The 12,628-nt window shown below is 53.6% G+C and carries 10 protein-coding genes and 1 pseudogene; 7 read left to right on the top strand and 4 right to left on the bottom strand.

Features of this window, described 5'->3' with window-relative positions:
* The first annotated feature begins 274 nt into the window (after nt 1-274).
* From O1Q98_RS11345 to bhsA, 4 genes are all read left to right on the top strand, one after another.
* Nucleotides 275-1,249, top strand: coding sequence for an arsenic resistance protein (locus O1Q98_RS11345; RefSeq protein ID WP_125261181.1), 975 nt, complete (start codon nt 275-277; stop codon nt 1,247-1,249).
* 41 nt (nt 1,250-1,290) lie between these two features.
* Nucleotides 1,291-2,346, top strand: coding sequence for a zinc ribbon domain-containing protein (locus O1Q98_RS11340; RefSeq protein WP_125261180.1), 1,056 nt, complete (start codon nt 1,291-1,293; stop codon nt 2,344-2,346).
* A 254-nt stretch (nt 2,347-2,600) separates the two neighbouring features.
* Nucleotides 2,601-2,855 carry a hypothetical protein gene (locus O1Q98_RS11335; protein ID WP_125261179.1) on the top strand — a complete coding sequence of 85 codons (255 nt, stop codon included), beginning with the start codon at nt 2,601-2,603 and terminating at the stop codon, nt 2,853-2,855.
* Nucleotides 2,856-3,039: 184 nt separating this feature from the next.
* Nucleotides 3,040-3,291, top strand: coding sequence for a multiple stress resistance protein BhsA (bhsA, locus tag O1Q98_RS11330; protein WP_125261178.1), 252 nt, complete (start codon nt 3,040-3,042; stop codon nt 3,289-3,291).
* 168 nt (nt 3,292-3,459) lie between these two features.
* Here the strand turns inward: bhsA and O1Q98_RS11325 are convergent, their stop codons facing one another.
* Nucleotides 3,460-4,644 carry a BaiN/RdsA family NAD(P)/FAD-dependent oxidoreductase gene (locus O1Q98_RS11325; RefSeq protein ID WP_125261177.1) on the bottom strand — a complete coding sequence of 395 codons (1,185 nt, stop codon included), beginning with the start codon at nt 4,642-4,644 and terminating at the stop codon, nt 3,460-3,462.
* Nucleotides 4,645-5,046: 402 nt separating this feature from the next.
* Between O1Q98_RS11325 and pitA the strand changes: the two are divergent.
* Nucleotides 5,047-6,557 (top strand): annotated as a pseudogene (gene pitA, locus O1Q98_RS11320) (inorganic phosphate transporter PitA).
* Nucleotides 6,558-6,717: 160 nt separating this feature from the next.
* Here the strand turns inward: pitA and uspB are convergent.
* Nucleotides 6,718-7,053 (bottom strand): universal stress protein UspB, encoded by a 336-nt coding sequence (gene uspB, locus O1Q98_RS11315; protein ID WP_125261222.1) that lies wholly within the window; start codon nt 7,051-7,053, stop codon nt 6,718-6,720.
* Nucleotides 7,054-7,625: 572 nt separating this feature from the next.
* Between uspB and uspA the strand changes: the two genes are divergently transcribed.
* Entirely contained in the window at nt 7,626-8,060 is a 435-nt protein-coding gene (uspA, locus tag O1Q98_RS11310) for a universal stress protein UspA (protein WP_125261175.1), read from the top strand.
* A gap of 101 nt (nt 8,061-8,161) precedes the next feature.
* Here uspA and O1Q98_RS11305 read toward each other — a convergent pair whose 3' ends face one another.
* Complete coding sequence (locus tag O1Q98_RS11305) at nt 8,162-10,171, bottom strand: methyl-accepting chemotaxis protein (RefSeq protein ID WP_035345211.1); 2,010 nt, start codon at nt 10,169-10,171, stop codon at nt 8,162-8,164.
* 226 nt (nt 10,172-10,397) lie between these two features.
* On the opposite strand from O1Q98_RS11305, the gene yidA reads away from it, so the two are divergent.
* Nucleotides 10,398-11,213 (top strand): sugar-phosphatase, encoded by an 816-nt coding sequence (gene yidA / locus O1Q98_RS11300; protein ID WP_035345209.1) that lies wholly within the window; start codon nt 10,398-10,400, stop codon nt 11,211-11,213.
* A 34-nt stretch (nt 11,214-11,247) separates the two neighbouring features.
* Here the strand turns inward: yidA and uxuA are convergent, their stop codons facing one another.
* Complete coding sequence (gene uxuA / locus O1Q98_RS11295; protein ID WP_125261174.1) at nt 11,248-12,432, bottom strand: mannonate dehydratase; 1,185 nt, start codon at nt 12,430-12,432, stop codon at nt 11,248-11,250.
* Between the last annotated feature and the right edge of the window lie 196 nt (nt 12,433-12,628).

Raw genomic sequence — 12,628 nt, 5'->3', positions numbered from 1 at the left:
GTGGGGATGTCGGCGGCGGATGCCACTTGTCGTTGTGACTCGTTATGACGTCGTCGCTACATGGTGCATAAGGCTAAGTCAGCACGGCGGCAGGAAACATCCTTTTTCTATGTAAGAATCGCAGGATGTTTTGCAGCCTGTAACTATTTTTCAGCTGTTATTATTTTGGCGTGTGATTTTAGCCCGGTATGGCGCTTGCGCCATTGTGTTATCCCGCATGTGTGACCGGGGTTGAAAGCGCAAAGTCAGGCGCATCTTATTCTCAGGAGATGGCATGTCCGATAGGTTTTCTCATTGGGCCATTAGGTTAGAACGGCATCAAACGCCGCTCTATCTGCTCAGTATGTTATGCGCGGCGCTATACGCCTGGTGGCGGCCATCCGGCGGCACGACGGTGTTATGGCTCAACCCGGCAATGGCAGGCATGCTGTTCGTCACATTTTTACAATTGCCGTTGGATGATGTATTGCGAGCGCTAAGACAACGGCGGTTTTTGCTGGCGTTATTGGTGACGAATTTTATGGTTGTCCCGCTGTTGGTGGCGGCATTAGTACGCCTGTGGCCAATGGAAGCGCTGGTCGCGACCGGTGTTGCTATTGTTTTGCTCTGCCCTTGTGTGGATTACGTGGTGGCGTTCTCTCACCAGGGGAGCGCTGACTCGCGGTTGTTGTTGGCGACGACGCCATTGCTGCTGTTGGTGCAAATGCTGGCGCTGCCATTGTGGTTGCCTGTGGTGGTGCCGCAGCTGTTGGCGATAACCCTCGATATCACGCCATTTTTGCAGGCGTTTAGCGTATTGATGGCGCTGCCGTTGTTGCTGGCCTGCTGGGTGCAGCGTTGTGCGAACCGGTATCGAGCCGTCGCGCGGCTGGCAGCGGGGTTGGCGCTATGCCCAGTCCCGGCTATGGCACTGGTGTTGGCGTTGATAGTGGCATTTGTCGTGCCGCAACTCGCGCAGGCGGGGGCCGTTGCTGCACAGGCATTGCCGGTGTATGTGGTCTTTGCCTTGACTGCCCCGGCGCTGGGCTGGCTAATGGCGCGTTGTTTTGCGTTAGCGGCGCCCGCAGGCCGGGCACTGGTGTTTAGCGCGGCAACGCGTAATGCGCTGATTATTCTGCCGCTGGCGCTGGCATTACCGAATGCGTTGCCGGTGATCCCGGCGGTGGTCGTGACACAAACGCTGGTGGAGTTGCTGGCGGAGCTGGTGTATATCCGCTGCGTTCCGCGCTGGCGTTTTATTCATCGTTGATGCGCGGTTTTTTACCTATCGCTGAGATAAAAAGGATAGCAATGAGAACATTCAAACAGTTACGTGGGCCTGAGCGGTTGATTCGAACCGGGCAATGGGCCATTGCGCTGCTATTTGCCTATTTTCTGGTGATGATCAGCGCCGGTTTGCTCGAAGACCTGCCTTCGTTCACACAAGCGCCGCAGCGCAGCCAGTTTATTGATAAAAGTGCGCTGGAAGCGGAAAAAAACCGCATGGCACCGCTTCAGGAGGAGCAGGAAAAACTGACGACGGCGCTGGCGGATAAGCAAGAGGCGCGCGAAATGGCCGCCAGTGATTACGCCAAAGCCAAGGCCAGTTTCGATAACTGGCGCGCCACCCGCAGCAGTACCGAACAGTCTGACCAGAACCCGGAAGTGATAACGCGCAATCGCGAGCTCGATCGCCTGCTCACGTTGCAGCGTCAGTTAGATGGGCAACTGGCCGAGTTGCAGCGACAGCAAAGCCAATTGCGCACACAATTAGCGCCGATGACACGCGCTATCAACCTCATTCACAGTGAGGCGGATGAGCGTTACGCACAGGCGCTGCGCTCGGCAGAATTGCAGGCGTTCTTCATCCGTCTGGCGTTTATTGGCCCGTTGCTGATTGCTGCACTGTGGCTGTTTCGCCGTTACCGGAAGAGCAGTCAGTGGCCGTTTGTCTGGGGTTTTATTCTGTTTGCCCTGTTCGGCTTCTTTGTCGAGCTGGTGCCTTATCTGCCCAGTTTTGGCGGTTACATTCGTTATGGCGTCGGTGTGGTTTTAACCTATTTTGGCGGGCGAGCGCTGTTGCGCGGCTTGCAGCGCTATCTGGAGCGAAAAAAGCAGGAGCAGGAAGCTTCGCAGGAGGCGCGTAAAGAATCCATTCACTATGAGGCGGCATTGACGGCGCTGTCGCGCAACCAGGGCCCAGGGTGTGACCGGCCATTAATTATGCAAAACGGCGCGACACCGGCATTTTGTATGCACTGTGGTTTGCAGTTGCTTTCGACGTGTTCGGCCTGCGGGTTGCGTAAAAACGCGTTTTACCATTACTGCCCGGATTGTGGCACCCCCGCCCAGTCTGCTGCCTCATAAGTTATCCGCCGGGTGTCGATGCACCCGGTGCCTGTGCTGGCGGCGGCCATGTTTTATACCAATTTTACACGGTGATAATTTGCTTTTACGGCAAATTTACTCGCCGTTGCGTAGCCTGCTTGGGTGCGCGGGTTATCTCCGTCGCGACAGGTGGCCGGAATAACGGCCAGAGTCTTGTTATCTGCTGTGCGGCAGGTTCATTCATTGGGGGAGTGAGCCTGCCATAGCAGATAGCCTTGCTGGGAGGAGGTGTGGTGAACATCATCAGGCTGGTTTCAGGAGCGCTATTGTTGGCTGTATCGTGGTCTGTACCGGCTATCGCGCCGTACCCGCCCACAGACAGCCATGTCTTTAGCCCGGCGCAACAAGCGGAGATCCGCCGCATTGTGATGGAGTATTTGCTCTCTCACCCGGAGGTCATCCAGGCTGCGCACCCGGCACCTGGTGAAACCGGGTGCCTGCCCGTGTCGTCACTGCCGATGACCGTCAGGCAGGCCGGGCAGCCCTGATGCGGTGGCAATCTTTGGTGCGAAATCACCTCCGTAGAGATGGATTATTTATCATATTTTTTGAATAATGTGAGCAAATAAACCCGGTTTTAACGCGGAGCTAACAGGTCTATTATCACTTCCATCGAAAGCGATGACGCTTTCAGCAAAGAAAAAACCAAATTTAATGTGAAGGATATTAACCATGAAAGCTATCAAAAATATTGTTGCAGTTATCGCACTTGCTACCGTTTCTTTTGGCACACTGGCCGCAACCGAAGTTCAGCAGTCTGCCCGTGAGAGCATTGGCACCGTCAGCGCTAGCGCGAATACGTTGGATGGTTTGCAGGCCAGCTTGTCTGAAAAAGCCACGGCAGCGGGTGCCAAATCATTTCGCATTATCTCAGCCACCGGCAACGACAACCAACTGCGCGGCGTCGCTGAAATCTATAACTGATAACGCGATGGCGATAAGCCTGCGTGATATTGAGCAACAATGGCCGCCTCAGGGCGGCTTTGTTATTTTGGTACAAGCGTACTGACGGTTATACCGCAAGCCATCCTTTGAGGATATTCACCCGCACCGGAGCATAAGGCTCCAGCCTGCCATCTTGGGGCGTGCCGATTACCCCAGCGCCTGCGCGCAGGCCCAGGCAGAGCTCCAGGCCCACTGGAAGTTATAGCCGCCCAGCCAGCCGGTAACATCCACGACTTCGCCAATAAAATAGAGCCCCGGCACGTTGCGCGCTTCCAGGGTTTTGGAGGAGAGGTCGCGCGTGTCCACGCCGCCCAGCGTCACTTCGGCGGTGCGATACCCTTCGGTGCCGTTAGGTTGTACCCGCCACTGTTGCAGTGTGGTTTCCACCTCGGCCAATTGCGATGGGCCGAGTTGTTTTAGCGTCACCTCCGGTAATTGCCCCAGTGCTTGCAGGCATTCCACCAGCCGTTTCGGTAGCCACTGCGCCAGCGTATTTTTCAGGCTCTGGTTTGGGTGAGCCTGACGTTCAGTGGTTAAAGCGGCGCTGAGATCAAGGCCGGGGAGCAGGTTGATGGTGACAAACTCACCCGGTTGCCAGTAACTTGAGATTTGTAAAATCGCCGGGCCAGAGAGCCCCCGATGGGTAAACAGAATGTTTTCGCGAAAGGTGGTGCCATGGTGTGCGCTGACGATGGCCGGCACGGAGACTCCGGAGAGGGTTTGTAACTGCTCGAGTAGCGGTTTGTGCAGCGTAAAGGGCACCAGCGCGGCGCGGGTTGGCAATACGTTGAGGCCGAACTGTGTCGCCAGTTGATAACCCAATGGCGACGCCCCAAGCCCTGGCATCGACAAACCGCCAGTTGCCACCACCAGTGCCGGTGCCTGCATCAGGCCTTGAGCGAGGGTTATCTGAAACTGGTCTGTTTTTTCTACCGAGATGACCTCGCTGCGTAAGCGCAGTTTGACGTTGCCTGCCTCACACTCTGTTATCAACATATCGACGATTTGCTGGGCAGATTCATCGCAAAACAGCTGGCCGAGGGTTTTTTCATGCCAGGCGATACCGTGGCGACTCACCAGACTGATGAAATCCCACTGGGTATAACGGGCGAGCGCCGATTTGCAGAAATGCGGGTTATGCGACACATAAGCGGCAGGCTCGGTGTACAGGTTGGTGAAGTTACAGCGTCCGCCGCCGGACATCAGGATTTTGCGACCCGGTTTTTTGCCGTTATCCACCAAGGCAACCCGTAGCCCTTTCTGGCCGGCTTGTGCGGCGCAGAATAGCCCGGCGGCTCCGGCTCCGATTACGATAACGTCAAACTGTTCCACATCACTCTCCTGGGGTTATTGCGCCATTCATGCCATCAATACTGCCATCTATGCCGACCTGATTAGCCGCCAGACGGTGATTCTGCGGTAGGCGCTGTACCGCGCGGCTAAGTATATACTGCTCATCCGGTGAGTGGCAGAGAGTGCGTTAGTGGCAGAGAGCGCGTTACGGTGCCTGACGATGCCCGTCTTGCTGACACGGGGGCTGACTGCGCCCGGCGGTGGGTTTATTAGAGAATTTGCTGATTGAAAACAATAATACGTTGATTTTTATTAAATAAATGGTTTTTTGACGCAAAATTGGCGTTAATTAAGTCAAAAAAAAGTCATATTTTGCTTTTCCCGTTTCAGCTTGTCGCCGATAATGCGCCGCGTTCATGACCACTACATGGCCTAACACTTATGCTACATTTATTTGCCGGGCTTGATTTCCACACCGGTCTGATGCTGGTTCTCGCCCTGCTTTTCGTTTTGTTCTATGAAGCCATTAATGGCTTTCACGATACCGCCAACGCGGTAGCCACCGTTATTTATACCCGCGCGATGCGTGCTCAACTGGCTGTTGTTATGGCCGGGGTATTTAATTTTCTCGGTGTGCTGCTGGGGGGGCTGAGTGTCGCCTATGCCATCGTACACTTGTTGCCGACCGATCTGCTGCTGAATGTCAGCTCGGCGCATGGGCTGGCGATGGTGTTTTCTATGCTTCTGGCGGCAATCATCTGGAATCTTGGTACCTGGTATTTCGGCTTACCGGCTTCCAGTTCCCATACCTTGATTGGTTCGATTATCGGCATTGGTCTTACCAATGCGTTAATGACCGATACCTCGGTAATGGAAGCACTCAATTTACCCAAGGTTGTCAGCATTTTCCTCTCGCTGCTGGTGTCGCCAGTGGTTGGGATGATGATTGCCGGGTTGACGGTGTATGTGCTGCGTCGCTACTGGAGCGGCAATAAAAAACGCCAGCGCGTGCATTTGACGCCTGCTGAACGTGAAAAGCAGGATGGCAAACGCAAGCCGCCTTTCTGGACGCGTACGGCGTTGATTCTTTCTGCGGTGGGGGTGAGCTTCTCTCACGGTGCGAACGATGGTCAGAAAGGCATTGGCCTCATCATGCTGGTGTTAATTGGCGTTGCGCCTGCCGGTTTTATGCTCAATATGAATGCGTCTGGCTATGATATCAGCCGCACGCGTGATGCCGTGGCCAACTTGCAGACGTATTACCAATCTCATAACGCTTCGCTGGCGCATGTGATTGACCTGTCGCAACCGGTTATCCCGGCACCGGAAACGGTTATTCCTGCTACCGGGAACAAGCCAGATTTTCACTGCGATACGTCGCGCGCAATGATAGCGATCGACAGGGCCTTGGTGCTGTTTAATAACATTAAACACTATGAGGAACTGCCCGCTGACGATCGCGCCCGCGCCCGCCGTTTACTGATGTGTATTTCCGATACGCTGGATAAAGTGGCGAAGCTGCCTGAAACCTCTGCCGATGATAAACGCCTGCTGAATAATTTGCGTGGCGATCTGCTCTACACCGTTGAGTACGCGCCGATTTGGATTATTGTGGCGGTGGCACTGGCATTGTCTCTGGGCACTATGGTGGGCTGGAAACGCGTTGCCGTCACTATCGGTGAGAAAATTGGTAAGAAAGGCATGACATATGCCCAGGGCGTATCGGCGCAGATGACAGCGGCGGTATCGATTGGCATTGCCAGCTATACCGGTATGCCGGTATCGACCACCCATGTGCTTTCCTCGGCGGTCGCTGGCACCATGATTGTTGATGGTGGCGGCGTACAGAGTAAGACGGTGAAAAGCATTTTACTGGCGTGGGTGTTTACCCTGCCGGTATCGATGGTGATGTCGGGTATTCTCTATTTTGGCTGGCGCTGAAACTGATTTAACGGTTTTGGCGTTGTTCATGTGAAAAAGCGACCGAGAGGTCGCTTTTTTTATGTTTAGTCTTTTGTCCGGCACCCGCGCGGTAATACGCAGGTGCTATAGCCATCAATCATCAACCGTCAATCATCAGGCATTGGGTGGGATAACCCGGCGGCTATTCGCTCAATGCCAGATGGCTAAAGCAATCAGGCTGACGACCACCAGACCGCATAACGCTGAGGTTAAAATAAACTGACCGCGAACCCGCGCGCAGCGGCGGATAAAAGCAGGGTCGTGGTGGTCAAGATAACGTTGTGCGTAGATATAGCGAACCAGCCGTAACTGCTTGCTGGGCTGACCATGCGAGGTGAAAAAACCCGCGCCATCGACATACTGATAAAGCAGCGGATCACAATCCCTCAAAATCAGCAACAGCACGCGCAGCGAGGAGTAATATCGCGCCATATTGATTACACAGACAACACATAAAGCCCAGAAAAGCGCAATTGTACTTATCATCATGCTCCCCTCCCGGATTATGACCCATCAGATGTTCTCATGTGTCGGCTCCTGCTGACATCACATCTGTGGGGGGTTATGCCACAGGTTAGTTACGCGATGTGATGGGCCGCCAGACTGGCGAGTCCCGCTTATTGCTTTGTTTCTTTTCCCTGTTTTTCCCTGTCTCAAGACGGGATTTTTCCCCGGTCTTATTTCTATTGTAGAAGAGCCGCAGGGTTTTTTGCCACATTCCACGTAGGCTTGCTGAAAATGCTAAACATCACGATTTCTTTTGATCCGGTAGTCGTTTCGCAAGCAGCAAGCGGTGAACTTTTTAACAGCGCGACTACACTGTAAAACACGGTCAGGATGTTGCGCCTCTATGAGTCTTATCGGCGTAATTGGCGAAGGCTTCAGGGGGAGATGTCGCCTGCCTTCGCACAACCGTTACAAAATATGTAGCGTTGTGATCTGCTGAACATAACCCTGAAAAGTGTGGGTGGTATGCTTAATTCATCGCTACAGAGTGTCGAACTGGCAGGAGAAGTCTCTGCTGACCCATCAGGTAGTCATTAAGAAAGGAGCTTATCATGGCTTACAAACACATTCTTATCGCGGTTGATCTGTCACCGGAAAGTAAAGTGTTAGTGGAAAAAGCGGTATCGATGGCGCGGCCTTATGATGCCAAAGTCTCTTTGATCCATGTTGACGTGAATTACTCCGATCTTTACACCGGGCTTATTGATGTCAATTTGGGGGATATGCAGCAACGGATTTCTGAAGAAACCCAGAGCGCGTTGAAATCTCTGGCAGATAATGCGGGCTATCCCATTACACAGACTTTAAGCGGTAGCGGTGATTTAGGGCAGGTATTGGTGGATGCTATCCGTAAATATGAGGTTGATTTGGTGCTGTGTGGTCATCACCAGGATTTCTGGAGCAAACTGATGTCTTCTGCCCGCCAGCTTATCAATACCGTACATATTGATATGCTGATTGTGCCGCTGCGTGATGATGAAGAATAAGCCGCATAACGTAAAGAACGTGAGCGTACCATTGATAAGAGGCATAGCCATTGGCTATGCCTCTTTACATGGACACCGGAATTTTTGCATGGACACCGGAATTAATGCACCCGGAACACCTGTACCAATTCGGCCAACTGCCGCGCCTGCTCCTCAAGTGAGGCGGCCGCTGCGGTTGCCTGCTGAACCAGCGCGGCGTTTTGTTGAGTGACGCCATCCATTTCATGCACCGCCTGCGTCACCTGGCTGATGCCCTTGGATTGTTCATCCGAGGCGGCGACGATTTCGCTCATGATGTCGTTAACCGATGTGACCGCCGATAACATATCGCGCATGGTTTTACCGGCATTTTCCACCATGCTGACCCCCTGGCCTACGCGTTCGGCGGATTCGCCTATCAGGGCGGTGATGTCTTTGACCGCGTTGGCGCTGCGCTGCGCCAGGCTACGCACTTCTCCGGCGACGACGGCAAAACCGCGCCCCTGTTCGCCTGCGCGCGCCGCTTCAACTGCTGCGTTGAGCGCCAGAATATTGGTCTGAAATGCGATACTGCTGATGATGCTGGTTATCTCGCTGATTTTCTTTGAGCTGTCATCAATACTGCTCATGACGTTCACAACCTGACTGACGATTTCGTCACCGCGCTGGGCAATATGCGCGGCATTTTGCGTCAGACGGGTAGCGCTGTGCGCGTTATCCGCGTTCTGTTTCACGGTTGCGGTTATCTGCTCCATGCTGGCCGCCGTCTCTTCCAGCGCAGAGGCCTGTTGCTCGGTGCGGGAGGCTAAATCGACATTGCCTGCCGAGATTTCAGCCGCGCCATGGCTAACGGACTCACTGGTGCTCATGAGTTGCTCAACAATACTGCGTAGCTGCTGTTGCATCTCGGACATGGCGTAGAAGATGCTATGGGTGTCGCCCGGCGGCACGACAATGTGCTGCGTTAAATCACCCTGTGCGACCGCCAGCGCAATTTTTGCCGCCGCGATGGGCTCACCGCCGACCGGTCGCAGCACTTTACGGGTAAAAATCAGGGCAATAACCCCGGATACCACCAAAATGCTGATAAGCGTCATGATAATGCCGATATAACGCAGCCTGACCAGCGGAGCGAGGATGACCTCTTGTGGCACCGTGACGCCCAGCATCCACGGCGTGCCGGTATTGCCGATGCTAATCGGCAGGTAGGCATTCATCATCTCTTTTTGGGTGAACGAACTCATTCGTGTGGAAGTAAACGGCGTACCTGACTGAATGCTCTCCAGCAGTTTGGGGTCGCCTTCCAGTTTTTTGGTAATGCGTCCGGCGTCGGGGTGGGCGATGTAATTACCGCTGGCAGAAAACATCATGGCATAACCGGCACCACCGAACGGTTTGATCTCATTGACCATTTTTTGCAGCGTCGCCAGCGAAAAGTCGGCGGTGACGGAGCCATAGAATTTACCGTCAATCATGATTGGCACGGCAATCGACGTCAGCAGCACATCGACCCCGTTATAGGGATAGCTGTAGGGCTCAAGAATCACCTCTTTTTGCAGCTTGCGAGGCAACAGGTAGTAATCACCGCTACCGGGTGTTTCGTAATCGGTCAGGTTATGCAGGGCGACCTGGCCATTGTTATCGCGATCGACATAGCGCACGAAGCGGCCTTTCGGGTCTTGCTCTGGCAGGCTGGCGAACTGTGCGTCTTTGCCGTCAAATGTATTGGGCTCAAAAGCCAGTGACATGGAGAGAAGCTCCGGGTGACTTTTGAGCGCATTCTTCAGGATTTGCTCTGCGGTGGCGCGATCCGGCGTGCCGGATTCCCGCAGGCTGATAACGCTTTGCGCCAGACTGCGGGCGGCTAACAGCGCGGTGTCAATGCGGTTTTGCACAGAATAGGTGCTGGCTGTCGCCGTTTGCTCCAGGATATCTTGTACGCTGGCTTTATGTTGCTGACCGGATTGCCACAGTAAAAAACCAATCGTAATAGCAAACCCCAGAGTGATGATGAGGACGGTGGTGACGAGCACCAGCGCCCGTGTAGACAGGGCATTTTTCCCTGCTGGTTTGTCAAGGGTACTGACGGATGCAATCTCAGAGGATGTATAGGAAACCAATGGGTTAGGCATAGCAGCGCTCCACTGTACAACTTCATTAATGAATTAAATAAAAATAACAGCGGTAGTAAATACAGCCAGATACAGACGGTTATTTTTTTACTGTATTCAAAATTACCATCGACCGTAGCGTAAGTTTCTTTAATCACATGCAGATGACACGTCAGTGGATTTTCTGGTTTTATGCGGTTTAATCGCGTTAGGATAGCCGCGTTTAGTCAGATCATTGGGGAATTTCATGGCGATAAAATTGATTGCGATTGATATGGATGGCACGTTACTGACGCCGGAGAATCGCATTTCACCGGCGGTCAAACAGGCGGTGGCTGCCGCGCGTGAGAAAGGCGTTTATGTCGCATTAGCCACGGGGCGACCGTTTATCGGCGTTGAGCGTTACCTGCGCGAACTCCAGTTACAGCACGAAGGGCATTATTGCATTACAAACAACGGCGCACTGGTTCAGCGCACCAGTGATGGCGAGTGCGTGGCGCAAACCACATTGAGTTTTGATGATTATCGCTACTTTGAGGCATTATCGCGCGAGTTGGGTGTGCATCTGCATGCGCTTGATTTCAACTATCTGTATACCGCCAATAAAGATATCAGCGCCTATACCGTGCATGAGGCGCATTTGACCGGAATGCCGCTTAAATACCGCACAGTTGAGGAAATGGATAGTCAACTGCGTTTCCCAAAAGTAATGATGATAGATGAACCGCAGCGCCTGGATGCGGCGATTGCCGGTATTCCGCAGGCGGATTTCTCACGTTATACCATCATGAAAAGCGCGCCTTTTTATCTGGAAATTCTGGATAAGCGCGTCAATAAGGGCGAAGGGGTAAAAATGCTGGCGCAGCACCTTGGCCTTGAGCGCGATGAAGTGATGGCGTTGGGCGATCAGGAAAATGATTTGGCGATGATCGAATTTGCCGGGCTGGGTGTGGCGATGGGTAACGCGATTGAATCTGTTAAAGCCATCAGCCAGTTTGTCACCCGTGATAACAGCGAGGACGGCGTCGCCTACGCGATAGAGAAGTTTGTGTTGAACGTTTGACCAGCGGAGGCCAAACGTTCAAGTGGGCGGTGGCTCAGTCGTTAAAAAACGTCTGTTTGATGGCAAGCTCCACGCCGCGCACTTCAGCCAGCCCTTTTAACCGACCAATGGCCGAGTAACCCGGGTTGGTCTTTTTCTTCAGGTCATCAAGCATCTGGTGGCCATGGTCGGGGCGCATCGGAATGGCACGGTTATTGCCCTGCTGACGGCGACGATGCTCTTCGGCCAGAATCGCTTTGACCACTTTTACCATGTCCACATCGCCATTCAGATGGGCGGCTTCGTGGAAACTTTTCGGGTTAGCTTCGCGACAAGTCGCGCGCAGATGGGTGAAGTGAATACGATCGGCAAAGGTTTCAATCATTTTCACCAGGTCGTTATCCGCCCGCACACCGTAAGAGCCGGTACACATGGTAAAGCCGTTATGGATGCTGTCTACGGTCTCTTTTAACCACTGCATATCTTCAAGGGTGGAGACGATACGCGGCAGGCCAAGAATCGGGCGCGGCGGGTCATCCGGGTGAACCGCCAGCACGATGCCAGCCTCTTCTGCCACCGGCACAATGGCGCGCAGGAATTCCGCCATGTGTTCGCGCAGTGTGGCCTTGTCGATGCCATCGTACTGCGCTAACTGGGCGCGGAATTGCTCGACGGTGTACCCCTCTTCAGCGCCGGGTAAGCCTGCAATGATGTTGCGCGTCAGTTTCTCTTTTTCAGCCTCCGTCATGGCGGCAAAACACGCAGCGGCCTGACGCTGCTCATCATCACTGTATTCGCTCAGTGCGCCGGGGCGTTGCAGAATGTGCAGTTCAAAAGCGGCAAACGCGATGTAATCAAAACGCAGGGCGCGTGAGCCGTCGGGCAGCGGATATTCCAGATCGGTACGCGTCCAGTCCAGTACCGGCATGAAGTTGTAGCACACGGTATCAATACCGCAGGCGCCGAGATTGCGCAGAGATTGCTGATAATTAGCAATATAACGACGATAATCGCCGGTCTGGGTTTTGATCGCTTCATGTACCGGCACGCTTTCTACCACTGACCAGACTAGCCCTTTTTCAGCCAGCAATGCCTGGCGCTGCTTAATCTCTTCGATGCTCCATACCTCGCCGTTCGGGATATGGTGCAGGGCGGTGACAATACCGGTTGCGCCTGCCTGGCGCGCATCATCCAGTGAAACCGGATCGTTAGGGCCATACCAGCGCCAGGTGTGTTCCATAAAGTCGCTCCTTTAAAGCGGATGGGTAAGTGAAAGCCACGGCATTGAAACGATAGCGTGAGGCGTCGGTTTGCCTCTTCACGTATCGGTCTGGTGGTCAGGCCACCAGACCATGTAACTATTCACTACCTGTGGCTGGTTTTCCGTGATCTAGATCACTAATGCAGCGCAATGATAAATATTGATTATAGGCCGT

The sequence above is a fragment of the Dickeya lacustris genome (genome assembly GCF_029635795.1).
Lineage (GTDB): Bacteria > Pseudomonadota > Gammaproteobacteria > Enterobacterales > Enterobacteriaceae > Dickeya > Dickeya lacustris.
This window is presented reverse-complemented; position numbering and strand designations above follow the sequence as displayed.